The sequence below is a fragment of the Ensifer sp. EB106-03-01-XG145 genome (assembly GCF_058792075.1).
In genome coordinates, this window is record NZ_JBYTEC010000014.1 from 100,436 (window position 1) to 124,481 (window position 24,046).

General features: G+C 59.2%; 19 protein-coding genes and 1 pseudogene. 8 read left to right on the forward strand and 12 right to left on the reverse strand.

What is annotated here, in order from left to right:
• Nucleotides 1–3 precede the first annotated feature (3 nt).
• The 6 genes from AC3WWH_RS26170 to AC3WWH_RS26195 form a co-directional block, all read right to left on the reverse strand.
• Nucleotides 4–1,035, reverse strand: a complete 1,032-nt coding sequence (locus AC3WWH_RS26170; protein WP_058323371.1) for an ABC transporter substrate-binding protein — start codon at nucleotides 1,033–1,035, stop codon at nucleotides 4–6.
• 35 nt (nucleotides 1,036–1,070) lie between these two features.
• Entirely contained in the window at nucleotides 1,071–2,372 is a 1,302-nt protein-coding gene (locus tag AC3WWH_RS26175; protein WP_058323370.1) for an aspartate aminotransferase family protein, read from the reverse strand.
• A gap of 11 nt (nucleotides 2,373–2,383) precedes the next feature.
• Complete coding sequence (locus tag AC3WWH_RS26180; RefSeq protein WP_058323369.1) at nucleotides 2,384–3,358, reverse strand: transketolase family protein; 975 nt, start codon at nucleotides 3,356–3,358, stop codon at nucleotides 2,384–2,386.
• The gene (locus AC3WWH_RS26185; protein ID WP_058323368.1) at nucleotides 3,355–4,218 is read right to left on the reverse strand and encodes a transketolase; all 864 of its coding nucleotides are present in this window, start codon (nucleotides 4,216–4,218) and stop codon (nucleotides 3,355–3,357) included. The genes AC3WWH_RS26180 and AC3WWH_RS26185 overlap by 4 nt, the downstream gene beginning before the upstream one ends.
• Nucleotides 4,219–4,765: 547 nt before the next feature.
• Entirely contained in the window at nucleotides 4,766–6,010 is a 1,245-nt protein-coding gene (locus AC3WWH_RS26190; RefSeq protein ID WP_082640961.1) for a family 8 glycosyl hydrolase, read from the reverse strand.
• A 163-nt stretch (nucleotides 6,011–6,173) separates the two neighbouring features.
• The gene (locus AC3WWH_RS26195; protein WP_058323386.1) at nucleotides 6,174–7,148 is read right to left on the reverse strand and encodes an MBL fold metallo-hydrolase; all 975 of its coding nucleotides are present in this window, start codon (nucleotides 7,146–7,148) and stop codon (nucleotides 6,174–6,176) included.
• 82 nt (nucleotides 7,149–7,230) lie between these two features.
• Between AC3WWH_RS26195 and AC3WWH_RS26200 the strand changes: the two genes are divergently transcribed.
• From AC3WWH_RS26200 to AC3WWH_RS26220, 5 genes and pseudogenes are all read left to right on the forward strand, one after another.
• Nucleotides 7,231–8,187, forward strand: a complete 957-nt coding sequence (locus AC3WWH_RS26200; RefSeq protein WP_113398890.1) for a LysR family transcriptional regulator — start codon at nucleotides 7,231–7,233, stop codon at nucleotides 8,185–8,187.
• A 155-nt stretch (nucleotides 8,188–8,342) separates the two neighbouring features.
• A pseudogene (locus tag AC3WWH_RS26205) lies at nucleotides 8,343–9,897 on the forward strand (ISL3 family transposase).
• 775 nt (nucleotides 9,898–10,672) lie between these two features.
• Entirely contained in the window at nucleotides 10,673–12,259 is a 1,587-nt protein-coding gene (locus AC3WWH_RS26210; RefSeq protein WP_492377325.1) for a transposase, read from the forward strand.
• Nucleotides 12,260–12,263: 4 nt separating this feature from the next.
• Nucleotides 12,264–13,142, forward strand: coding sequence for a TniB family NTP-binding protein (locus AC3WWH_RS26215; protein WP_058323366.1), 879 nt, complete (start codon nucleotides 12,264–12,266; stop codon nucleotides 13,140–13,142).
• Nucleotides 13,139–14,191, forward strand: a complete 1,053-nt coding sequence (locus AC3WWH_RS26220) for a TniQ family protein (protein ID WP_082640959.1) — start codon at nucleotides 13,139–13,141, stop codon at nucleotides 14,189–14,191. Before AC3WWH_RS26215 ends, AC3WWH_RS26220 begins: the two co-directional genes overlap by 4 nt.
• A 456-nt stretch (nucleotides 14,192–14,647) precedes the next feature.
• On the opposite strand, the gene AC3WWH_RS26225 is transcribed toward AC3WWH_RS26220, so the two are convergent.
• On the reverse strand, nucleotides 14,648–15,460 hold the full coding sequence (locus AC3WWH_RS26225; RefSeq protein ID WP_058323364.1) for an oxidoreductase: 813 nt from the start codon (nucleotides 15,458–15,460) through the stop codon (nucleotides 14,648–14,650).
• A 239-nt stretch (nucleotides 15,461–15,699) separates the two neighbouring features.
• Here AC3WWH_RS26225 and AC3WWH_RS26230 point away from each other — a divergent pair, with 239 nt between their 5' ends.
• Nucleotides 15,700–16,161 carry a PaaI family thioesterase gene (locus tag AC3WWH_RS26230; protein ID WP_082640957.1) on the forward strand — a complete coding sequence of 154 codons (462 nt, stop codon included), beginning with the start codon at nucleotides 15,700–15,702 and terminating at the stop codon, nucleotides 16,159–16,161.
• Here the strand turns inward: AC3WWH_RS26230 and AC3WWH_RS26235 are convergent.
• Genes AC3WWH_RS26235 through AC3WWH_RS26245 form a run of 3 tightly spaced genes read right to left on the reverse strand, consistent with a single transcriptional unit; the run spans nucleotide 16,116 to nucleotide 21,084 of the window.
• The gene (locus AC3WWH_RS26235) at nucleotides 16,116–16,853 is read right to left on the reverse strand and encodes a TetR/AcrR family transcriptional regulator (RefSeq protein WP_058323362.1); all 738 of its coding nucleotides are present in this window, start codon (nucleotides 16,851–16,853) and stop codon (nucleotides 16,116–16,118) included. The genes AC3WWH_RS26230 and AC3WWH_RS26235 overlap by 46 nt on opposite strands.
• A 5-nt stretch (nucleotides 16,854–16,858) precedes the next feature.
• Nucleotides 16,859–19,972, reverse strand: a complete 3,114-nt coding sequence (locus AC3WWH_RS26240; protein ID WP_058323361.1) for an efflux RND transporter permease subunit — start codon at nucleotides 19,970–19,972, stop codon at nucleotides 16,859–16,861.
• Nucleotides 19,972–21,084 (reverse strand): efflux RND transporter periplasmic adaptor subunit, encoded by a 1,113-nt coding sequence (locus tag AC3WWH_RS26245; protein ID WP_058323360.1) that lies wholly within the window; start codon nucleotides 21,082–21,084, stop codon nucleotides 19,972–19,974. The genes AC3WWH_RS26240 and AC3WWH_RS26245 overlap by 1 nt, the downstream gene beginning before the upstream one ends.
• Nucleotides 21,085–21,180: 96 nt before the next feature.
• Between AC3WWH_RS26245 and AC3WWH_RS26250 the strand changes: the two genes are divergently transcribed.
• Entirely contained in the window at nucleotides 21,181–21,771 is a 591-nt protein-coding gene (locus AC3WWH_RS26250; RefSeq protein ID WP_058323359.1) for a TetR/AcrR family transcriptional regulator, read from the forward strand.
• A gap of 76 nt (nucleotides 21,772–21,847) precedes the next feature.
• The gene (gene fabF / locus AC3WWH_RS26255; protein WP_058323358.1) at nucleotides 21,848–23,116 is read left to right on the forward strand and encodes a beta-ketoacyl-ACP synthase II; all 1,269 of its coding nucleotides are present in this window, start codon (nucleotides 21,848–21,850) and stop codon (nucleotides 23,114–23,116) included.
• A 123-nt stretch (nucleotides 23,117–23,239) separates the two neighbouring features.
• Here the strand turns inward: fabF and AC3WWH_RS26260 are convergent, their stop codons facing one another.
• Both AC3WWH_RS26260 and AC3WWH_RS26265 read right to left on the reverse strand, forming a co-directional pair.
• Entirely contained in the window at nucleotides 23,240–23,620 is a 381-nt protein-coding gene (locus tag AC3WWH_RS26260) for a hypothetical protein (RefSeq protein ID WP_058323357.1), read from the reverse strand.
• Nucleotides 23,604–23,894 carry a MarR family winged helix-turn-helix transcriptional regulator gene (locus AC3WWH_RS26265; protein ID WP_280938341.1) on the reverse strand — a complete coding sequence of 97 codons (291 nt, stop codon included), beginning with the start codon at nucleotides 23,892–23,894 and terminating at the stop codon, nucleotides 23,604–23,606. The genes AC3WWH_RS26260 and AC3WWH_RS26265 overlap by 17 nt, the downstream gene beginning before the upstream one ends.
• Nucleotides 23,895–24,046 lie beyond the last annotated feature (152 nt).

Below are 24,046 nucleotides of genomic sequence, written 5' to 3' on the forward strand. Positions count from 1 at the left end.
TCCTTATTGGGCTACCCAGCGATTGAAGCGCTGCTGCAGTTCCTCTTCGTGATCGACCCAGAACGGCGTGCTAAGCGCCAGCGCGCCTGACATGTTCTGTTCGGCCGTGGGAAGTTGCGGAGCGATTTCAGCCGAGATGCTGGCCGCCGCCTTGGCGTTCGTGACGCCGTAAACCATCTTTTCCGCGAAAGCCTTCTGTGGTTCGGGGCTGGTCATGTACGTGACGAGATCGAACGCCTCGTCCTTGTTCCCACCTCTGGGGATTGCCCAGAAGTCCATGGCGTAGAGCTGGTTGGTCCACGACATCTTGAAGTGCTTGCCTTGTTGGTTGGCGGCGATGACCCGTCCATTGTAGGCGGAGGTCATGGTGACCTCCCCGGAAGCAAGCCACTCCATCGGCTGAGCGCCGCTCTCCCACCACTGGATGTTCGGCTTGAGCTGATCGAGCTTTGCGAAAGCGCGGTCCTGCCCCGCTTTCGTCGCCAGGACCTTGTACAGCTCCTCCGGCTTGACGCCGTCCGCAAGGAGCGCGATTTCTAGCGTCATCCGCGCCTGCTTGCGCAGGCCACGCTTCCCCGGCCACTTCTTGACATCCCAGAAGTCTGTCCAAGACGTCACGCCAGTCGTCTTGTCGACGTCGTAGGCCAGTATCTTGGACCATACGAAAGCACCCACTCCGCAGTCCGATTTCGCAGGCACGATGATGTCCGGCGAGCTCGGCAGGGTCGTCCAATTGAACGTTTCGAGAAGTCCCTGGTCACAGGCGAGGATCATCTCGTTCTCGTCCATCTGCACGACGTCCCAGGTCGTGGTCCCTGTCTCCACCATCGCCTTCACTTTGGCGATTCCCCCCGTGTAGGTCTCCTCAAGAAGAGGCGCTCCCGACTTCTGCTCGTATGGCTTGAACAGAGTATCGCGCATGGCTTCCTGCGTTGCGCCGCCGAAGCCGACGACCGTAAGATCGCGTGCAAGTGTGGGAGATGCGGTCGCAATGCATGCAACCGTAGCCATCAATGCGAATAACCGATGTCTCATTGGTTCCCCTTTTTTGTTGAGATCAGGTTCGGAAGCTAAGCTGCGGCCGACCGGGCGAGGTCAGCCATCGTGGTGTCGATAAGCTCAAGAGTGTCGTTCAGCACGCTCTGGTCGTGGCTGAGCGAGAGATAGAGGCGCTTCAGCTGAAGAGGCTGGAATATATGCCGCTGGGCAATCAACGCCCGGCGGAAGCGCATGTCGAGCTCGTTGTCGTTGCGGAGCAGGTCGGCGTATTCCTTGAACTCGCCGTCGAAGAAGTAGACGAGCCAGACCGATCCGAATCCCGCTGTCTGGGCCTTGATGCCATGGCGCGCGATGATCCCGTCGATCTCGTTGCGGAGATAGCTTCCGAGGTCGAACAGGCGGTCGTAGACGCCAGGTTTGGACAGCTCTTCAATCGTGGCTTTCACGGCTGCCAGAGACGACGGCGTCCCGTTGAAGGTTCCGCCCATAAAGACGGCTCCCTCACCTGTTCGCCCGACGCGCTCCATGATGTCCCGTTTTCCGGCAACGAGGCCGATCGGATAGCCGCTAGTCGCGGCCTTCCCGAAGGTGGCTAGGTCCGGTGTGATCCCGACGATAGACTGATAGCCACCAAGCGCGTGCCGGAACCCGGTGATCACTTCGTCGAAAATGAGCACGACGCCGTTCTCGGTGGTGATCCTCCTGAGGTCCCGCAGGAACTGGTTCTGGGCGATGACCGCGCCCATGTTGTGTGCGATCGGCTCGATTATGATCGCGGCAACCTCGCCGGGATTGGCTCTGATGTATTCCTCGACGGCGTTCGCGTCGTTGTATGGAAATACCTTCGTGTACCGCGCCGCGTCGTAGAGGATGCCGTCTGACATCGGGTCGAACGAGTTGATCATCTGGCGGCTCGACTGCCCGTTCATGGCGACGTAGTCATGCCAGCCGTGGTAGCCGCCCTGGAACTTGATGATCTGCTTTCGCCCGGTATATGCCCTAGCCAGCCGGAGAGCGTGATAGGTGGCTTCCGATCCGCTGCTGCAGAACGCGACTTGGTCGGCGCAGGGAATGGCGTTAACAAGTAGCTCTGCCACCTCAACTTCGAGTTCGAGCACGCCTGCACCGACTAGATCGAGGCTTTCCCCGACTTTGGCGATCGCTTCAGAGATTGCGGGGTTTCGGTGACCGAGCACGTTGGCACCGAACGCGCAGTGGTAGTCGGTGTAGCGGTTTCCGTCCGCGTCATAGAGGTAGGGGCCTTCTGCCCTGGAAAAGGCAATGGGCACTCCCAACCGACGGCTGGGGCTGAGAAGGCCACCTGGGATGACGGCTTCGGCGCGGCTTGCAATAGTTTCGTTGTTCGTAGTCACCGGGTGTCTCCCTAGACGTTCTCGAGTACGACAGCGCGAATGCCGTCACCGTCGAGGCGGTAGTGCCGGTAAAGGTGGGTCGGAGGCGCGATCAGGCTGTACTCGTCCCTGATCCCATGCCGGACCAGGCGCGCGCCTTTACCTTTTTCCGCAAGAACTTCCGCAACGGCACCGCCGAGACCGCCGAGGATGTTATGCTCTTCGACCGTCAGGATGATCTTCGAGCGCGCAGACGCTTCGATGATTGCTTCCTCGTCGAGTGGCTTGATGGAATGCATGTCGATCAGGCCGACCGAGTGACCAGCCGCGTTGAGCTCTTCCATGGCCTTCTTCGCTCCATGGACCGGATAGCCCGCCGCGATGATCGTCAGGTCGGTACCGATTCCGTGGACGATCCCCTTGCCGAGCTGGAATTCGACGCCGTTCTCGTAGACGACCGGGTCGTGACCGCGGTGGATGCGGAAGTAAATCGGCAGCGGGTAGTCGACCGTCGCCTTGAGGGCCGCCGCGAGCGCAGGTCCGTCGGCAGTGGAGACGACCGCGAGGTTGGCGATGCTCCTCGTGATCGCGATGTCTTCCGTTGCGTGATGCGAGGTCCCATAGAAACCAAGCGAGATGCCAGTATGATGCCCGATCAGGCGAACTGGCTGCTTGCAATAAGCGACGTCCATGCGTATCTGCTCGCAGCAGAGCAACGCCAGAAACGAGGCGAACGTGGCGACATAAGGGATGACTCCGGTCGTCGCCATCCCGGCCGCAGCCGAGACCATGTTCTGCTCTGAAATGCCGAATTGAACAAAGCGCTCTGGATAGCGCTGTGCAAACGCGACTAGACCATTGGAGTATTGCAGGTCCGCTGTCCCGGCCATCACCGGATGACCAGCCTCCGCAAGTTCGATCAGGGCGTTTGACAGGGTCGGAAGCGAGGGAGCGCGGCGGTTGACTTCGCGGTACTGCCACGAGTCCTTAGAAATCAGCTGGTTCATTGTGAAATCACCGTATTGAGGATTGTTTCGCGGGCATTGACCTCGTCTTCCGCGCCGAGGTATCCGAGATGCCAGCCGGGCTCCGTTTCCATGTAGTCGATGCCCTTGCCCTTCACCGTCTGCGCGATGATGCAGCACGGCTTGGTGCGGCTCTTGTCAGCCTTCACCTGTCGGAGAAGCGTGGTGAGCGCGTGGAGATCGTGGCCGTTCACCGTGTGGACTTCCCAGCCGAACGCGCGCCATTTCTCGTCCAGCGGCTCGACAGCGAGAATGTCGTCGACCTTTCCGTCGAGCTGGTAGCCATTGCGATCCACGATCGCGATGAGGTTGGAGAGACCATGGCTGGAGGCCGACAGCGCGGCCTCCCAGACCTGGCCTTCCTGCATCTCGCCGTCCCCGAGCAGGACAAAGGCGTTGAAATCCCGATTCTGGAAGCGCCCGCCGAGGAGCATTCCGACGCCATTCGAGAGGGCGTGGCCGATGGACCCTGAGCTGAAGTCGACGCCGGGCACCTTGGTCATGTCAGGGTGATCGCCGAGGGGGCTTCCCAGCCGCGTATAGGTGCCCAGCCAAGACAGATCGAAGAAGCCGAGGTCCGCGAGAATGGGAAACAAACCAACGGCCGCATGTCCCTTCCCCATGAGGAAGCGGTCACGATCCGCCCACGCCGGCTCGCCCTTTCGTATCCGCATCACGTCGTAATAGAGCGCCGCAAAGATCTCTGCGCACGAGAACACTGAGGTGTAATGGCCAACCTTTGCGATCGATATCAAACGGATCGTTTCCAGTCGGACGAACCGAGCGCGCTCTATAAGGAATTCAACCTCCGCATCAGACAATGCGGCGCCATTGAGCGCCATCGCTTGATGGCCGCTTGAAGAATGTAGCACTGACAAGGCAAGCTCCCGTTTTGCTCCCTAACTTATAAGTTATAAGATATAGAAAGGAGCCGCAAACGCAACTGGCTTTTTCAAAAAATCGCTAAACTCGCGAGAGGAACAAATACGAGGTGCCGTGACATTCCAGCATCCTCCAAGGCCGACAGCTCGTCTCCAGGTGCTTCACTAAGTGTCGACTTCAGCGCCGCAGCAATGGTACCTATGTTCGGTGGCACGCAGGATGGAGCAGGCGTTGCGGCTGTGCCTCGTCAGTGAGCACTAAGACCGGACGAGGTGAGATTATGGTAGCGAGCGACGAGCCGTATTTCCGCGCTAACACGATTTCCCAAACGGATCCACGAACTCATGATGACTGATAGCGTTGGGAGAGACCTCATCGTATCGCCATCATGCCGCAGATGGGAGATGCAAGAGGTCCGCCTGAAAAAGTCGAGAGCGCCGCGGCGTGAGCCGCGACGCGCAAGCCAAGTGCGCTTTTTCGGCTAGAGCCCAGCGCAACACAAGGTTTTCAAGGCTTTTCCCAATGGCCCGAAATCGTGATCATGGCAAGCAACTTCAGTGTATTGCCGTAGTAATCTTCAGCTGCGATGGTTCGCTGCGACATGTTCGCCCATAATGAATTCAGCCAGCGTTGGTTGGATGGTTCGATCGAAGCGGAGACAGCGAGCATCGACACGAACGCGACTGAGTTGCGCCCGCTTTCTGAGCCAGGTTTGCCGCTTAGAAGATAAGTGTCAGCAAGTTTTGTGGGATCCCCACCGGTAGCACGCACCACCCAACTGTTGAGCGGCTTGAGGGCCGCCAGCGCTCTCGGTTCACCGTCAAGTAGATAGTCAACAGCAACCCGCCAAGGATACCGAGCTGCATTCCAGGAATAGGCCCCGTCGTTAGCGCCCTCCAGGAAGTTTGCGGCAGCCGGCCGTGGCTTCGAGGGGAGGTTAACGACAAAATCTGGCATCAACGCAGTGTTCCGGCTGTATTTCGCGCGGATCGCGGACATAATTGAATAGGTCTCATCGCGCACCTGATACCAGCTCGGATCGCCCGACTTGTCGGCAAAGACCTTGAAATGCGAAACCATGAAATCGGATGATCTGCTTGTCGAAGCGTACTGCCCGTCGTCAACATCATCCACCCAGTCGCCGATGCGCACAAAGTGGCTATCCGCATCGATGTCGTGCTTTCGGATCGCCGCGATCACCTTTAACGCTTCCTGGCGATAGTTCACATCGCCGCTACTGCCCCATTTCTTGTGCGCGAGGAGTAACGCGTAAGCTATATCAAGATCGCCGTCTGACGCACTGGTGTCACCGGCCACGGCAGACGCGTTGCCGCAGCCTTTAACTTGATTCCAAGCCATGAGCCCTGGATCGGATTTGGCAGGATGGTCGTGGAAATAGCGAACCATGCCATCAAACACCACGCGCGCATTTGGATCGAAGTCGGCCATCAAAACAGAGATCAGCATCCCGTAGCCGTGGGCCTCGGACACTGTGATTGTTGAATTTGCGGTTCCCCCACCGACTGCCTTTCCGTCCGCTGCAACGCCGACATAATATCGTCCCTCTCCGCAGCCCTGGACAAGATAAACTGACCGCCACTTCTTGTAGAAATCGAACAGAGACCGGTCGAGCTCCTGCTGCGTCATGCCTGCAGGTCGGTTTCCTCGCCTGGGTTCAGCGGCATGCGCCGATATTCCGAAGATCATAAAAAAGCTGGCGGCAAACGCAAATATTCGTCTCTTGATAGCCATGATTTCTCCGGTTGACAGCCCGTCAGGGTGCTGAAGCGTCGAGGAGTTCTAAGTTGGTCTTGGAGTTTTTTGTGTCCACTTCCCGGTCTCGGTATGGCTCCGGACGCGGGTCTGCGGTTCATCTCGGTGAACTACTGAGGGAAGCGGATGGGATCACCCGTGCCTATTTGGTACTTGCCTGGTCGGAATACTGCAGAGGCACCCAATCATAATTCGTGTCGTCTCGCCTGATATGGCCGATTCCCGGAAACGAAATATGAGCACCGGCGACCAGATATCGCTCGCGCGCAGCGTCCTCGAACGCGGCGGCGCGAGCTTCAATTGCGCCCTGCTGCTCCACGTCGAATTCGATCGCCACGCCTGGCTCATCGAACTGCATGATCTCCCCGTGCGTGATGTCACCCCAAAACACTATTTTTTTGCCCGAGTCCCCTACGACGATGCTGCTATGGCCAGGGGTGTGGCCGGGTCGAAGAATGGAACCGAATCCGGCAAACACCTGGCCGTTAGGTTCAAAGACCTTAAGCCTGCCTTTGTTAATGTATGGATCAACGGTTTCTCTGGCCTGTTTGAACTGAACTGACGGTACGTTGGCCGGGCGATCCTGTTCTTTTGTTTCAAGCCAGAATTCGTATTCCAGACGGTTGATGTGCAGGACCGCTTTGGGAAAGATGCATTTCCCGTCCCTCGACAGCCCCCCGCTGTGATCAGTGTGAACATGGGTGAGAATGATTTCGTCGACTTGATCCGCCTGATATCCCGCTGCCCCGAGACTGCTCAAAAGCTTGCCGAGGCTTGGACCAAGATAGCTGCCGGTGCCTGCATCAATAAGAACCAGCCGCTCACCCGTGTTGATCAAAAAGGCATTGACGGAGACGGTCGCTGGCTCTGCCTGAAACGATGCGGCCAGTACCGTTCGTGCGTGTTCTTCAGTCGTGTGCGTATACAGTTTCGAGAGTGGGAGCTCAAGCGTTCCGTCTGAGAGCGCTGTAACCTCCAAGCTCCCCAGTGGCAGCCGGTAAAAGCCTGGAGCTTGTGTCCTTTGGAGGGGCGCTTTTGCGCGCGCCGAGGGCATCGAGAACATCGACGTGGCCGTTGCACCGGCAGCTATCTTTAGCACATCTCGTCTTACGTACATCCTTCTCTCCAGTTGTACTGTCTTGCACCTGTTGCAGAATGTCTTAAGGATTGCCGGCCCAACGAACAAATCGATCCCAGTCATGAATACTATCGACCATTTCAATCTGCGCTCCTTTGATCTCAACCTCTTGATCGCTTTCGACGCGCTAGTGGAGACGGGAAGCGTAACCAAGGCGGCCCAGCGACTAAAAATCCAGCAGCCGGCTATGAGCCACAGCCTCGCGACCCTGAGGATCCTCCTGGAAGATCCACTTTTCGTGAGGGTAGGCCACGTCATGCAACCCACACCACGCGCGCGTGCCTTTGCGACGCCCGTTCGCAACATACTTCGCCAGGCACAGGAGACGTTGACAGCTGTGTCCATCTTCGATCCCGCGACGGAAGAACGGACGTTTCGCCTCGCGCTTTCGCCTGAGGCGGATCTTCTTCTCCTGCCGGAACTAACTCGACATTTGTGCCAGATTGCTCCCGGGATCCGGCTCCTGAGCCGAACTGCGGCACCAGAACAAGTCGATGGCTTGCTCGGCCTGGGTGAAGTTGACCTCGCAATCGGCTGCATCAACGGCTCGGACAGCCGACATACCTCCGAGAAACTGTACGAGGCGGAGGTGATGTGCTGCTTCAAAGAGCACCTGCTAGCGCTCGACAACCCGCTGGGTCTTGACGATTACCTTGGCGCCAAACATGCCGTTATAACCCACACCGATAGCCTCCATGGCTGCATTCGCGACGCCCTTCAGTTTTCGGGGATCGACCTCGATGTGGTGGTCGCGAGCCCGGACTTCGTGACTGTCCTCAGCGCGGCAACAATCTCACCGGTTATTGCTACCGTACCCTCGCGGATAGCCGAAAGCTTCGCGCCGCTGTTAGGATTGGCGGTCTCTCCCGCGCCGGTAAAACTCGTCTTTCCTCCAGTTTCGATGACCTGGTCCATCTACGCTGACAGTGATCAGGCAAATATGTGGCTGCGTCGGCAGATCCGACTGGTACTGGGTATGTCCTTCATCGATGTATCTCAACATCTCGCCGTGTCCTAACTGAGCTGTTCAATGCAAAATCACCCCCAGGGCAATACTGTCAATCAGCGTCCAAAATTCACCCCTCCACAAGGGGGTCAAATTTGGGCTCTGACTCATTTTTGATGCAGTTGTAACGATGCTGCGTTGCTGGTTTCCACAAAGGAATCAGCATGATGAGCACTAAACTCTGCGCTTCCGATTTGGTACCGGCTGGCTTCATTGCTGAACGCATCACGCGCGTTGGCGATGAGACCTGCATCCTGCTTTCCCGATCCAGCGCAACGGCGGCTTGTCCAGCGTGCGGACGAATGTCTCGAACGGTCCGAAGTCGCTATTGCCGCCAGGTCGCGGACCTTCCCCTATCAGGAAGGCGCGTCAGGCTTTTCGTGCGCACTCGGAGGTTCGCTTGTGATGCCGTGCTTTGTGGGAGACAGATATTCGCCGAGCGGTTCGGCGATGCACTGCCGCCTTATGCCAGACGAACCGGACGCCTCGAGCATGTTGTCCATCACTTGGCCCTCGCGCTTGGTGGGCGCCCGGCGGCCCGTTTTGCCCAACGTCTGATGCTTCCCGTCAGCAACGACACCTTGCTACGCGTCATCCGCAGGCAAGGCCTTCCGCCATCAGCCCCGCCCTCGGTGATTGGCATCGATGATTGGGCCTGGCGTCGCAATCATCGCTACGGCACGATCGTGTGTGATCTGGAACGGCGGCGGCCGGTCAGTCTGCTGCCAGACCGCGAGCCAGCGACGGCGGAGGCTTGGCTGCGGCAGAACCCCCAAATCCAAATCGTTGCCCGCGACCGTGGCGGCGCTTACGGGCTGGCGGCCGCAAGGGCGTTACCTGATGCAGTGCAGGTCGCTGATCGATGGCATTTGATGGAGAATGCCAGCCGTGCATTCCTGGACGCGGTCCGCAAATCGATGCGGCAAATCCGCAAGACGCTCGGCGCAACGCGCGTCGATCCGAAGCTGCTGACTGCGGCCGAACGCCTTCAATACGAAGGGTATATCCGACGGGAACAGACCAACGCGGCTATCATGGCGCTTGGCAAAGGACGGCATGACGATCAAGGAAATCGTGCGCCGCACCGGTCATAGCCGCGGCTTGGTCCGCCAGGTACTCAAAGGGCAACGAAACGATGTCTTTCGGTCCAGAGAAAGTTCGTTGGAAATGTATCTGGAATGGCTCGACGCACAATGGGCTGCCGGCAAGCGGAACGGCACTGATCTATGGCGGCGTTTGAGAACACAGGGCTTTCGCGGTTCGCGCCGGGTCGTGAGTGAATGGGCCACACGGCGGAAGCGGGCCGACAAGGCGGATGCGGAATCGTTGACCCGCACTCCCTCCGCCAGGACGATTGCTCGCCTTTTAACAACTAACAGAGACAACCTGACGAAATCCGAAACCGTCACCATCGCCGCGATCGAAAGCGGCGTCCCGTTGCTCATTGCGGCTCGCGATATCATTACCGACTTCCATCTGATGGTTCGGCGCAAAGTGGAAAACCAGCTCATGCCGTGGATCGACCGCGCCCGAGACAGTCTGGTCGCCTCCTTTGGCAACGGCGTAGCGAAAGACATTCAGGCGGTTCGGGAGGCGATCGTCTCACCATGGTCCAATGGGCAAACCGAAGGGCAGATCACCAAGCTCAAGCTGGTAAAACGCCAAATGTACGGGCGCGGAAAGCTCGATCTTCTTCAAGCCCGGCTGATCGGTGCAACATGAGAGTAATGCACCAAATCTGCGGCAGAGCCAAATTTGCACGCCGGAACACAGTTCACGCGATATTTTCCGTTCTGCCCGATGGGATCTCCGTTCCGTAAGGGATCAGCAATAGCTGATTTCTCGTCACGAGACGATGGTCTCCCGGATGCAGGTGAATTGCGAATCCGAATGGCCCTTCCGTGACGTCCGAACTCGGAATCGCCTGGCAGTCACCATCGGCATCGTTGCCATTGCAACAGGCGGGTGGGTAGGTCCAACCGCCAGCCGCCATGTGGGCGTCGCTCGATGCGAACGGACCCATCAATAGAACCGCAAAAGGCACCCAAAGTGCTGTTGCTGGTGAGGACCCCATGGACCGCCCCGGCGTCGTCCTTGGCTTCGCGAGCCGGTTGAATTGTGCGCCCCACGGGGCATGCGAAGCAATAGTTTGTGTGAACGTTCGTCGTTTCGTTGGACCGGGAGTTGGTGGCAATCGCTCGATAGCGATGCCGCAAGACTGCTCCCATCTCGATGACCCAATGCCCGCCGTGCTGCCGCGACTCAACCCATTTGCGCTAGGCTGCGCATATCGAGCTCTTGCCTATCTCATCAGCACCGCCCCCAATGTGGCTTTTACTTACCGATTTCAAACGAACAAATGTCATATGGCCGTTAGGGTTAGCCGCTAGATTCGAGACAAATTTCCGCTAACGATTTCACTGAATATCTCGATTTGCCCAAAGCGCTTCATGATCGAACTTCAGCACCGGCTGCGATTTCGGACGAGCAGTGGTCGATGGCGCGTCGCGTCGCCCGTGAGATGGACAGGATTCTCGATGACGGCGGTCCGAGGCGGGCCGCCATCATGCGCGCGGCAGCCGAACTCCGATTGACGGCGCGACAAGTCTACAACCTCCTCGCCCGTTATCGCACGGAGCGGACGGTGACAGCCTTGCTGCCGCGCATTGCCATCAGCCGGCGCAAGCGGCTGCCAGACGGGATCGAGGAAATCATCAGCACGACACTGCGCGAGCACTGGCTGACGCTCGAGGCGCCTCCGCTCGCCCCCGTTGTTGCCGAGATCCGCGCCCGCTGTGAGGAAGCCGGTCTTGCGCTGCCGTCCTATGTTACGATTGCCCGGCGCATACCGGCGTTGTTTTCGGCTGAAGAGATTGCGAAGAAGCGCTCCGCCAATCCGAAGCACCTGCTGCGGCTCAAGCCGCGACCGGGCTACATCCATGCGCCGCATCCGCTCGACGTCTGCCAGATCGACCATACCCCGACCGACATTCATTTCGTGGAGGTCGTCGACGGGGCGGGTATGTTCGTCGGCCGTCCGTATTTGACCATCGTCACCGATGTGGCGACGCGGGCCATACTCGGCTTCTGCCTCACCCTGGAAAAGCCGTCGGTCCTGTCGGTCGCGCTTTGTCTCGCCCAGGCCATCTGCCGGAAGGATGCCTGGCTTGCGGCGCACAATCTCAATCACGCCTGGCCGATGTTCGGCCGGCCGCGTCTACTCGTCACAGACTCGGCCAAAGAGTTCAAAGGACATGCCTTCCAACGCGGCTGCGACGATTATGGCATTCGCATCCGGTATCGTGACCGTGGCCGGGTCCATCAAGGCGGCGTGGTCGAGCGGCTACTGGGCAAGCTCAATGGAGTTCTCGCGACATACCCCGGTTCGTCTGGGCGCTCGGTGGCCGATCGCGACGAGTACCCGGCCGAGCGGCGCGCCTGCCTGAGCTTCGCCAACCTGGAGCGTTGCGTGGCGCTGGCCATCATCGATCACAACCTTCAGGAAAATCCCAAGACGCTGAAGGTGCCGTTCATCGAATGGCAATGCAACGCTGCGGCTCCGCCTGAGTGCGGCGACGAACCGCAGCGGGTGCTGTTGTCGTTTCTGCCGGGGACCGAACGGCAATTGTCGCCACAAGGAATCAGCATGTTCGCCTTGCACTATTATTCGCCGTGGCTCGGCATCATCGTTCCACAGCGCGACCGGCTCGCTAAGCTGGAGGTCAGATACGATCCGCGCGACATTAGTCGTGTCTACGTCCGGGACCCGGAAACCCGATTGTTTCGACCTGTCGAGCGACGCGATGGCCACCTCACGCCAGTGACCCTGTGGGAACATGAGACCGAGCGCGCGCGTCGACGCGCGACAAACCAGCGCTCCAGCGTCGAGAAGGTGGCGGTTCGCCGCGAGATCGCAGCCATTGTCACGACCACGAAGCCTTCCAAGCGTCGGCTGCGCGACGCCGTCCGCAGTGCACATGCCGCCGCAGCGCAAAAGCCTTACGCGGTCATGGAGCCGCAAACACCGGATCTCAAAGATCATCCAGCGCGCCAGAAGAAGCGGCTGCCGGTGGAGGACTGGTAACTGCATGTCGGATCATCTGCTTGATCATGTCCGGCCATACCTCGATCGTGATCCGGAGGAGCGGATCGCCTATATTCGTGCGCCCCGATGGATTGGACATCACGTTGCAAGGGACAGCCATCGACGTCTAGCTGAGCTGCTGTCGCGACCACCGTCGTTTCGGACCCAGGGCCTGATGCTGGTCGGCCCCTATGCCAATGGCAAGACGATGATTGCCGAGCGGTTCGCCGTCGAACACCTGAGAAGCTCGCCCGAACAAAGGGTATGGATAGCCCAGACACGTGAAGGCGCCGGGCTCGGCCACTTCTATGCCAGCATTCTACGGGCACTCCGCGCGCCGGGCGGGGACATCTGGGACGTCGGCCGCAAGGCCGAGCAACTGGATCACTTGCTGGCGAACCTCAAGCCGAGGGTGCTGATTTTCGACGAATTTCATAATGCGCTGCGGGGCCGCGCGCGCGATGTCGAGGCTGTCTTTGCCTTCCTGCGGCGGATCGGCCGGCAATACGACATCTCGCCGGTGCTGATCGGCGAGGTGGCCATCTACGACTTCGTCAACGCCACCAGCGAGATGGCGAGCCGTTTCGACCTGGTGGCAGTCCCTCGATGGCAATACGACGAGAACTATCTCATGCTCCTCGACAGTCTCGAAGCGGCTTTGCCGCTTGCCCGAACCTCGGACTTGTCGAACGAACCGATGGCGCGCCGGGTATTCAGCATCTCGGAAGGCTTGATCGGCGAAATCATCGCCATCGTCACCAAGGCCGCCGTCGCGGCCATCCGATCCGGGAGCGAACGCATTACCAGGGCCGGTGTCGATGAACTGCGCCACGTGCCGATTTCGCACCGGCGCAACGCGGCTCTGCGCGAGAGTCTTCTATGACGGCGATCGACGCTCACGCGCCGACCATCCGCCTTCGCGAACAATATCGTGATGTCGTTTCTGACCGGTGGCCGGTCATCATCGCGCCACAGCCCGACGAATTGCTGTCGAGTTGGCTTCACAGGCTTGCCTATGCCAATGGCGTCACTGCCCGAGCATTTCCCCGGGTTCTCGGGCTTAATCCGGGAATGTGGTCGGCATCCCTGGACCTCCGGCTTCCGATCGATGTGGAAAGCCAGCTTCGCATACATGCCGGTGTTTCGCCCTGTCAGCTATCGGCAATGACGTTGTCACACACTTTGCCGAAGCAACTCTTGCTGCCGCTTCGCAACAGCACTCGGCGAGATGGTCCGACTTGGCTGCAGTTCTGCTCTCGATGTCTCGCCGAGGATGCACATCCGTATTTTCGGCGGCGATGGCGGCTGGCGACCCGGATCTCATGCGACAGACATGGCGCGAGATTGCGTGACCGATGCCCCTCCTGCCGCAGCCGCATCGCCGTCTTCGACCAGAGCAAACTGGTGCCGCAACAATACTGTGCCCGCTGCGGCTATGACTTGCGTTGTGCATCGACTGTCAGCTTGTGCTCAGCGGCAAAACGGCTCGACCGCTTAATTGACGAACTTTGCGGACTGGAAGCGATCAGCAGCTCGCCCGCCGGCGGCGCGCTCGTTCGGCGCCTTCTGAACATACCCCAGCTTGTCGGCATTTATCCGGGGACGATCCTGACTGGCCTGTCCACATCCACCCGGACGCGCTGTTTCGAACGGCTTGTCGGCCACCCGAGCGACTGGCTGATGGAGGACCATCGTGAGGTCGTCGATCAGCAGCGCTCCAAGCTTCCACCAGCGGGTGGCCACAGCGCGCTGATCGGGCAGCTTGCGAATGCGCTCGCGCGCAAAGCGAGGCGACCCGTTGCTACCAAGGACCGCCGACCAATCGTCGACCTCTCGCACTTGCTCAACGCCTATGAACAACTGTCACTGTACGCGACACCGACCGCCCGCCGCATGCGACGATCACCACCGACCAACCGTTGCCAGTGCTAGAAACTTAGTCCTCTTCCGACGCTTGACTCTCAGGCTCTGCGGCCGCGTCCTACTCGAGCGCCTAGAATCAGGCACTCGATCTCGACGACATCCAATTCCTTCAGCGCTTCCAGCCGCAGATGTCCACCGAGCTGGTACCAGGTTCCCGCATCTTTTGTTATCTGCAGGGACCACCGGTGCCTCGACCAGTCCAATCGCCTTGATCGAGTTCAGGACCTGCGCGAATTTCCGGCTTTCGCGGGCGCCGTCCGGGAGTGACTTCAGGGGAACGATCTCGGAAATGGCGATGGTCCGTATGTCGCGGTCGAAAGCGAGGTGGATTCGCCCATCCCCATCGTTGTCTTTGCGCCCATCATTTCATCGCCGCCTCCGTTTGACCGCGGCAAGCTTCACCCCGAGCGCCAGCATAAGCATAGCGTGGCACCCGAATAGAGCTGGCCTCCCGTTCTCGCGGAGTTAAGTCTTACCGAAGCCGAACGTCTTTCTCAGACTCCCGTCGACCGCCTTTGCTGGCATGAACCTGCGCAGACGGCTTAACAGTGTGGCTTGGCCTCCGACCGGCTGACGCATTTTGTAAGGGCTCTCGAGGGCGACGAGAATCTTTTCTGCAACCAAGGTCGGAGCTGGTGCGGATTTGATTTGAGCCAAAACCGTCTTGATCGTCGCTTCGGCTTGATCGGCGTAGACGCCCAAGGGTGCCTCCGTATTCGCAGCATTCACGTCGAGATTGGTGTTCGTGAAGGTCGGTTCCAGTAGGATAACGCGCACGTTAAAGTCTCGAATCTCGTGGTCCAGAGATTCGGACATGCCCTCGAGTGCGTGTTTGGTGCTGGCATAGATGCCCATGAACGGCGCGGGCAGGAAGCCTAGAACCGAACTGATGTTTATGATCAGCCCGCTGCGTACATTTCGCATTGACGGCAGGACCGCCCGGATCATGCGAAGCGGGCCGAAGACGTTAACATCAAACACCTTCGTTGCTTCGGCGACCGAGGTGTTCTCGACCGGCCCCACCAGGGAAACACCGGCATTGTTGATCAGGACGTCGATCTTTCCCGCCTCGGACAGAACCCAGTCGACAAAATTCGCAACCGATGCATCGTCAGTTACATCCAGCGTCCCAAACTTTACGCCCGAAATCGATTTGGCCCGTTGAGGGTCGCGCGCACCGCCGAATACACGGTAGCCGTTCTGCGCGAGAAGACGGGCTGTAGCCTCGCCAATCCCTGAAGACGCCCCTGTTATCACTACAACTTTCTGTTCGGGCACAGTGGCCTCCTCTATTCCAGTTTGTCTTCTGTTCCAGACCGGCGGCTCGTCAGACGGGCCGACGCGGCGGCGGCATCAACTTAGATAGATTCTAATTGACATCTATCTTTATTATAGATGTCAATCGTAATATAAAAAATCAAGTGAAGTTGAGCGAGGAGGGTAAAAATATCGATGAATGAACCGCGCATACGCGCCAGAGCCAGAGCCTTGCAGAAGGAAACCAGGCCCGTCCACCGATGCCCGAGTTGCTGCCGTTCCTCCTGCTGCCGCCGAAGCAGGGCGCGGTCGAGCTTAGGGCATCTCCCGAGCCACGCTTCCTCAACACGTTGAACACGGTGCACGGCGGCTGGAGCATGACGATGCTCGACACTTCCAGGGCGCTTGCCGCGCATACGACGCTGGAGGCCGGCGAATTATGCCCGACCCTTGAAACATCCGTGAAATTCATCCGCCCGATTCTGGGAGATAGCGGAGAGCTCAGAATCCTGGGTCATGTGATTTCGCGTAGCCGGACTATTATCACCCTGGAGGGCAGAAAAAAGGCGGGTGAGCCTTCTGTCACCGGCCTTCCGGTATGCCGATGGAAATCGGTTCAAACCGAAAGGACGCCATTCTCGGAGATGATCATCGTACCTTGGCACCCGCCACACGGTCATTCCGGGTCGCTGCCAAGCGCTCGAATCACGAAGCGGGTCTGAGCTTCGAGCTCATCCTCCAAATCAACAACACCAATCCGTTGCTCTAAAAGGCTCGGGTGAACGAACGGAATGAGCGCCGCCATGACGCATCGAGCAGCGTTGCCCGCATCATCGCCCTTGAGTTCCCCTGTCTCCAAGCCCTCGCCAATGATCGCTTCAAATATCCTCGTCATTTCGTCGAAGTACCACTTCGCGACCTCCCACTTGCCGTCTGTGGCGGCGACGAAAAGCTCGTGACTGTGCCGTTCTTCCACCAGTTGCAACTGAGTATGTCGATGAAGCGCGGCGAATATCTCAGCAAGCCTGCTGCTTGCCGGAGCGCTCCCTTGCGAGATTTCGCGCGCGTCGTCGAGGGTCCTGTTCGCAATCCGGGCACAGACACTCTGATTTATTGCCGCTCTCGTGGGAAAAAAACGGTACACGCTCGCTCGGCTTACACCCAGGTTGAACGCTATGTCAGCAACTGTTGTCTTGCGATGACCGATACGGCGAATGTGCTCTTCCGCGACATCCAGAATAAGGTTGCGCCACCGCGCCAAAACAACATCGTCCGAATCTGTGGAATATACCTCGAACTCTTGACTGTTCGATTTACGTCCACGGGACGCCCAATGGGCGTCCCGGACCATCGATGCTGAGCCGCTGTCTTTTTTCTTCTCAGGGTCGGCCAGACGAGTGCATAGACTGGACATGAGGGTCACTCCGCCGCAATCGCCAGTTTAAGGTTGGGAGCCCCCTCCTCCGACTGCGGATGCGACTCCCTCTTAGGCGGCTTGATCCGAAACCAGGTCGCGTAAAGCGCCGGCAGGAATAGCAGGATCATCACTGTTCCGACGGCCGTGCCGCCGATCAGCGTATAGGCCATCGATCCCCAGAAGACCGAGTGCGTCAACGGAATGAATGCGAGCACGGCAGCCAACGCCGTCAGGATGACCGGCCTCGTTCTTTGCACGGTGGCTTCGATGACCGCATGGTAGTCATCCAGACCCGCCCACTGATTTTCCTTGATCTGTTCCGTCAGGATCAACGTGTTGCGCATCAGGATGCCGGCCAATCCAATCAAGCCGAGGATGGCGTTGAAACCGAAGGGTTGGTTGAAGATGAGCAAGACCGGAACCACACCTGCGAGCCCGAGCGGCCCCGTCAGCATCACCATCGTCATCGTCGACAGGCTCCGAACCTGAAGGATGATGACAATCAGCATAGCGGCAATCATGGCAGGGAAAATCTGGACAAGGGCCACGTTCGCTTTCAGTGACTCTTCAATGTTGCCACCCATTTCGATGCGATAGCCGACGGGTAGCGAAGCAATCAGCGGCTGAAGTGCCTGCATGACTTGCTGCGAAACTTCCGGCGGCTGCGTTGCCTCGTTGATGTCCGAGCGGATGGTGATGACCGGAGTGCGGTCACGGCGCTTCATGATCGGCTCTTCGAAGCGGATCTCGGAGTGGCCGATCTGATCGAGCGGGACCGGCCGCCCATTCCTGCTCATCAGCGAAAAGTCCGCCAGCCTCGAAGGATCGAGCCTGTTTTCACCGGCGCTGCGCGCGACCACCGGAACACTGCGAATGTTTTCGCGAACCTGCGTGATGGGCACTCCGCTGAGCAACAACTGCATCTGCTGCGCAGCTTCTGCAGGAGAAAGGCCGATAAGGTTGAGCCGGTCCTGATCGGGAATAAAGCGTAGCACCGGTGTGCGATTGCCCCAGTCGCGGTTTGCTTGGCGAACGTCGGGCACAGTCTTCATGAGAGCGAGGGCTTGTTCGGAGATTTTGTACAGTTCATCCGGATCCGGTCCCATGATGCGAAACTCGACCGGGAACGGCGTATAAGGGCCGAATACGAGTTGTGTCACCCGCACGTAAGCTTCTGGCGCAAGGCCGTTGGAGATCGCCGCGCGCAGGCGATGCTTCAAGGCTTCGCGTCCATGCGCATCGGGTGTCAGCACGACGATCTTGGCGAATGCCGGGTCTGGCAGTTCAGGCGCCATGGCGAAGAAGAAGCGCGGTGCACCCTGGCCGACGTAGCTGGTGGCAATCTTCGTTTCGGGCTGCTCTTTCAGCCAACCTTCCAGTTTCTCGACCGTTGCAGTGGTCGTCTCGATGCTGGTTCCTTCCGGCATGCGCACTTCCACCAGAACTTCGGGGCGATCCGACGTCGGGAAGAACTGCTGCTTTACGGATCCCATGCCGACGACCGAGACGGCCATGACGACACCGACGAGACCGCAGGTCAGGAACTTGTGACGGACCGCGAACTCGATGAGACTGCGAAGGCGCCGGTAATTCGGGGTGTTGTAGATGGCGTGATGACCGCCCTCCACCGGCTTGATTGCGGGCAGCATCTTGACGCCGAGATACGGCGTGAAGATCACCGCCACGATCCAGGAGACGATCAGCGCGAAACCGACAATCCAGAAGATATTGCCGGCATATTCGCCGGCGGTTGATCTGGCAAAGCCGACCGGCATCAACCCGATGATCGTCACTAGGGTGCCGGACAGCATCGGGGCGGCCGTGTGGCTCCAGGCATAGGCGGCCGCCTTGATGCGGTCCATGCCTTCTTCCATCTTCACCACCATCACCTCGATGGCGATGATGGCATCGTCGACGAGCAGACCGAGTGCGAGAATCAACGCGCCAAGTGTGATGCGGTCGAAAAACCGCCCGGTTTCCAGCATGATCAGGAAGACGACGCCGAGCGTCAGCGGAACGGCAAGCGCTACGACGATACCGACGCGCCAGCCAAGGCTAACGAGGCTCACGAACAGGACGACGCCGAGTGCCATGGCGAACTTCAGCATGAATTCGCCGACGGCTTCCTGGATATTGACAGCCTGGTCGCTCACCTTTGCGAGCGTGATGCCTAGCGGCAGACTTTCCGCGATTTTGGAAGATCGTTCTTCCAGTGCCTTGCCGAGTTCCAGCCCGTTCCAGCCCTGCTGCATCACCACCCCAAGCATGATGGCGGGCTCGCCGTCATGGCGAATGACATAGGTGGCGGGATCCTGATAGCCGCGGCGCACCTCGGCGAAATCCGACAGCTTCAGGACACGTCCACCCGCGACGATCGGCGTCTCGGCAATCGACTCGACGCTGTCATAGGCACCGTCGAACCGGATAAACACCTGGGGACCCTGCGTATCGATCGATCCTGCGGGGGTCACTGTATTGCGTCGTTGCAGGGCAGCAGCGATGTCTTGCGCCGAGATCCCAAGCGTTGCCAGCTTGGAATAGGAAAACTCCACGAAAATCTGTTCCGGCTGCTCGCCGAGAATGTTTATCTTTTTTACGCCCGGGACGTGAAGCATGTCCTGACGGATCGTCTCGGCCTGCCGCACGAGATCACGCATGGCCATGCCCTTCGCCTTCAAGGCATAGAGGGCGAAGCTGACGTCGGAGTACTCGTCGTTGACGAAAGGACCGATCACTCCTGGAGGAAGATTACGAGCTTCGTCGCCAAGTTTCTTGCGCGCTTGATAGAACTCTCCCTCGACGGCCGACGCTGGAGTGTTGTCCTTTAGCGTCACTGTCAGGAAGGCGTAGCCGGGTCGCGTAGTCGTTTCCACACGATCGTACCAGGTCAGTTCCTGGATGCGCTTTTCGAGTGGTTCGGCGACAAGATCCTGCATTTCGCGCGCGGTCGCACCCGGCCAAACAGAGGTAACGGTCAGCGTCTTGATGGTGAATGACGGGTCTTCTGCTCGGCCCAGCTTGACGAAGGCATAGGCGCCGGCGGCGGCCAGCAGGACGATGAAGAACAGGGTGACGGCGCGCTCACGAACGGCGAGCGCGGAGAGATTGAAGCTCATCAGTTTGCCGCCTCTGCTTTTTCCACGCCGGTGCGCACACTTGCGCCGTCCCGAAGCAGATGCGCTCCAAGGGCAACGATCGCCTCCCCGTCCGTCAGGTTCGAGACTATGGCCTTCTCTTCGCCGACCCGCTCCACCTTCACTTCCCGGAAATGAACACTGGAACTCTGCTCATCCAAAACCCAGACACCCGTGCGGGCGCCATCATCGAGAAGCGCGCCAACGGGAACTTCGGCATGTGACTGTGCCACTTCGTTCTGCAGGCTTATCGTAACAGTTGCCCCCAAGGGCGCGGACGCCGCAGAGCCCTGCAATACCCAGCGCGTTTCATAGGTACGGGTTTGAGGATCGGCGGCATCGGAGATCTGCCTGAGTGCGGCCCTTTCCGCTGTGCTCCGGCCATAGATGGTGGCCTGCGCTACGGCACCAATTTCAGGCCTGAGATTTTCGGGCAACCAAACGAGCGCTTCGCGGGGCCCCGATTTCGCCAGCCGAATGACCGGCTGACCCGCTGAGACCACCTGCCCCGGCTCGCCGAGCGTTTCAACGATCGTGCCGTCCGCGTCCGCCACGAGAACCGTATAGGCCGCCTCGTTTTCGGCGACTTTCGCTTCTGCTTCGGCCGCGGCGAGCTGGGCTGTCGCGGTATCGAGCGCTGCCTTCGACTGCTCATATCTCTGCGGAGACGCGGCCAAGCCGTTCTTGACCAGTGCAGCATACCGCCGCTCGTCGGCCTGCACCTGGATGAATGTTGCCTTGGCCGCAGCAACGGCATTGCGCTTTGCCGACAGAGCAAGGCGCAGATCGGTGTCGTCAACCCGCATCAATGGCTGCCCGGCTTTGACTTCTTCCCCAAGGCCGACAAGTCGTTCGACAATTTTTCCGGGGACTCGAAAGCCGAGATCGCTCTGCACCCGGGCAGCAACCGTGCCGGTGAAGGTTCGGTTTGCTGCGTCTGGGGTCTTGACCTTTGTCACACTGACGAGCGGAGCCAGACTGCGTGGATCCGCAGCCTCCGCATCCTTGCTCGTCGACGGGAGTAGGAAAATCGCAGCGGCGACACCGACGAGGGCGACCACTGCCACTGTTGAGAGGAGGATTTTTCGTTTCATGGCACTGGCCTTCTTGACGGGGGCGGCATATTCTTAGATTGCATTCTAACTCTAAAAGCATTATAGATGTCAACTGAAATCTAAAAGGAGACGATCATGAGGGTCAGTCGTGCCCAGGCCGAAGCGAATCGCGAGACGGTCATCAACGTCGCCAGCAGGCTCTTTCGCGAGCGCGGCTTCGATGGCATCGGCCTCAAGGATTTGATGAAAGGTGCCGGTCTTACGCAGGGCGGCTTCTACAAGCAGTTCGAGTCCAAGGATGATCTGGTGGCGCTCGCGTCGCGAAGAGCGATGGAGAGTGCCACGCGCAGGTGGTCCTCGGTCGCCGCATCGAGCGCGGATCCGCTTCAGGGCGTCATCGATCTTTATCTTTCGGCAGGGCACCGTGGGGAAACCGGAGACGGCTGCCCGCTGGTCGCCCTTGGATCTGATGCGGCTCGCCAGAGCGTCGACGTCCGCAAGCCGTTTCAGGACGGGATCAAAGGTCACCTGCAGGTTATCGAAGAACTGTTGCCGGCCAGCGGCGACGATGACGATGCACCCCGCAAGGCCATGGCGATGCTCGCGCTCATGGTTGGCGCGGTCACTCTGTCACGCATCGTGACGGACGAGAAGCTGGCAGATCGCCTGCTTGAAGCAGCAGCGACTGAAGCAAAGCGTGTCGCGGCCACGGAGCCGGTCGAGTGATGAGCGGAACGACAAGTTCTCAACCGGTTCAGCATTTGTGGTCCGCGAGATTGCGTGTTTTATATCTGGAGTCATCATGCGTCGTGTCGTCGTAACAGGAATGGGAGCGGTCAGCCCGCTCGGTGCCAACGTCAGCAGCTCTTGGACTCGCCTGTTGGCGGGCAAGTCCGGGATCCGTCGTCTTCCTGACGAGGTCGTCGGCGATCTGCCCGCCAAGGTCGGAGGTGTTGTCCCCTTCTTGGAAGAGGATGCCGAAGTTGGCTTCGATCCTGACAGCGTCTTGCCGCCAAAAGATCAGCGCAAGGTCGATCGGTTTATCCTCTTCGCACTGGCGGCGGCAGACGAAGCCCTTGCGCAGGCGCGGTGGAAACCTGTCTCGGAAGAGGACCGCCTCAGAACGGCAACGATCATTGCGTCAGGGATCGGAGGCTTTCCAGCGATCACGGACGCGGTACGAACTGTCGATCAGAAAGGGCCGCGGCGTCTTTCGCCCTTCACCATTCCATCATTCTTGGTGAACCTTGCAGCAGGACAGGTATCCATCCGACATGGTCTCAAAGGGCCCCTCGGCGCTCCGGTGACAGCCTGCGCTGCCGGTGTCCAGGCAATCGGTGACGCGGCCCGGATGATCCGGGCGAACGAGGCGGACATTGCCGTCTGCGGCGGCACGGAAGCGTGCATAAACACCGTAAGCCTAGGGGGCTTCGCCGCCGCCCGGGCTCTTTCAACCGGGTTCAACGACACCCCTGCCCTCGCCTCCAGGCCTTTCGACATGATGCGCGACGGCTTCGTGATGGGTGAAGGTGCGGGCGTCCTGGTGATCGAATCCCTAAGCCACGCACTGGCTCGCGGGGCGGAGCCACTGGCCGAATTGGTGGGCTACGGAACAACGGCGGATGCCTACCACGTGACCTCCGGTCCTGAAAACGGATCAGGCGCCGCAAGAGCCATGCAAATTGCCATCGGGCAGGCGGGTATTTCCGCGCATGAGATCCACCATCTCAACGCGCACGCCACGTCGACCCCGCTCGGTGATCGAGGGGAAATCGAGGCTATCAAGACGGTGTTCGGTTCGACAGCAGGGATAGCGGTCAGTGGCACTAAGTCTGCGACCGGGCACCTCCTCGGCGCAGCTGGTGGGCTGGAAGCAGTCTTCACGATCCTGGCACTGAAGGATCAGGTCGCACCGCCAACGTTGAATCTGAACGCGCCCGATCCCGCTGGCGACGGTATCGACTTTGTCGCGAATAAGTCCCGGCCCGTGCAGATGGACTATGCAATCACCAATGGATTTGGCTTCGGAGGCGTGAATGCGAGTGCCCTGTTCCGGCGTTGGACCGAATGACCGGCCTAACACGGTGAAGCCGCGGCACGACGCCGCCTCGGTGAAATAGCTTGACCGTATCGTGTAGCCGGCACCCGGCGCCGTTTCGAGCGCCAAGATTGAAACCGAACGCGGATGCCGGAATCATCTTGGACTCCATTTCCGATGAATCTCATAGCGACCGGCCTCAGGCGGTCGGCGGATGTGGTAATCCTGTCGGAACACGCACAGAAGCCCATTCCAGTCCACGCTTTCAAATGATGCGCTGGAAAGCCGCGCGGGCAAGTCCGCGAGCATCAGGAAAATCAAGGACAAACCATGCTGAAGCGCTTTCTTAAGAAGTGGCGAGATTGGGAAGAAGCTCTCGCCGGAGTCGATGATCTTCAGGGTGAGGTCATTCTGAACCTTGAACGACGTGTTGCTCGACTTGAGAACGAACTGGCGTCGTTGCGCGAGATGCTGCCACGCGGGGATTGAGGACGCCGCGCCTTCCACAAAGGCCCCAAGCTCATCTCTCAGGCGCATTCAGGGCTCGAAAAAGCTCTTGCAGATTGGTCTTTTCCGAGACTTCAAACCGACACTTCGATTGAAGTTCAGCCAGTATGCGGCGTGCGATTTCGAGTTGATCTGCACCCTCAGCAGTTAATGAGAGTCTTTTCACGCGCCGGTCCGAAGGGTCTGCGACGACGGAAACAAGGCCACGGCTCAACAATTGCTTGATTTTCGCGGAAATGGTCGACGCATCGAGTGCAAGCATTTGGGAAAGGTCCTTCGCCCGTGCCGAACGTGCGGCATCCAATGCCGCCAGCAGAGCGTCGCCGCATGCGTCCGTGAAGAGGGCGAGAATTGGTCTAATCCGTCCGACATCGCCGCTCTAGCAGGCTGTTGAAGAAGTCTCCCGTTTGGCCTTTAGAATGGCCTCGTCGCCGTTGTGATAAGCGAAAGTGATCT

Coding starts and splice junctions, on each gene's coding strand:
- AC3WWH_RS26210 (WP_492377325.1), top strand. CDS start 10,673: ATGGCGCGTCGCGTCGCCCGTGAGATGGACAGGATTCTCGATGACGGC.
- AC3WWH_RS26190 (WP_082640961.1), bottom strand. CDS start 6,010: ATGGCTATCAAGAGACGAATATTTGCGTTTGCCGCCAGCTTTTTTATG.
- AC3WWH_RS26235 (WP_058323362.1), bottom strand. CDS start 16,853: ATGTCCAGTCTATGCACTCGTCTGGCCGACCCTGAGAAGAAAAAAGAC.
- AC3WWH_RS26200 (WP_113398890.1), top strand. CDS start 7,231: ATGAATACTATCGACCATTTCAATCTGCGCTCCTTTGATCTCAACCTC.
- AC3WWH_RS26195 (WP_058323386.1), bottom strand. CDS start 7,148: ATGTACGTAAGACGAGATGTGCTAAAGATAGCTGCCGGTGCAACGGCC.
- AC3WWH_RS26170 (WP_058323371.1), bottom strand. CDS start 1,035: ATGAGACATCGGTTATTCGCATTGATGGCTACGGTTGCATGCATTGCG.
- AC3WWH_RS26240 (WP_058323361.1), bottom strand. CDS start 19,972: ATGAGCTTCAATCTCTCCGCGCTCGCCGTTCGTGAGCGCGCCGTCACC.
- AC3WWH_RS26230 (WP_082640957.1), top strand. CDS start 15,700: ATGCCCGAGTTGCTGCCGTTCCTCCTGCTGCCGCCGAAGCAGGGCGCG.
- AC3WWH_RS26180 (WP_058323369.1), bottom strand. CDS start 3,358: ATGAACCAGCTGATTTCTAAGGACTCGTGGCAGTACCGCGAAGTCAAC.
- AC3WWH_RS26260 (WP_058323357.1), bottom strand. CDS start 23,620: ATGCGCCTGAGAGATGAGCTTGGGGCCTTTGTGGAAGGCGCGGCGTCC.
- AC3WWH_RS26185 (WP_058323368.1), bottom strand. CDS start 4,218: ATGGCGCTCAATGGCGCCGCATTGTCTGATGCGGAGGTTGAATTCCTT.
- AC3WWH_RS26245 (WP_058323360.1), bottom strand. CDS start 21,084: ATGAAACGAAAAATCCTCCTCTCAACAGTGGCAGTGGTCGCCCTCGTC.
- AC3WWH_RS26250 (WP_058323359.1), top strand. CDS start 21,181: ATGAGGGTCAGTCGTGCCCAGGCCGAAGCGAATCGCGAGACGGTCATC.
- AC3WWH_RS26220 (WP_082640959.1), top strand. CDS start 13,139: ATGACGGCGATCGACGCTCACGCGCCGACCATCCGCCTTCGCGAACAA.
- AC3WWH_RS26215 (WP_058323366.1), top strand. CDS start 12,264: ATGTCGGATCATCTGCTTGATCATGTCCGGCCATACCTCGATCGTGAT.
- fabF (WP_058323358.1), top strand. CDS start 21,848: ATGCGTCGTGTCGTCGTAACAGGAATGGGAGCGGTCAGCCCGCTCGGT.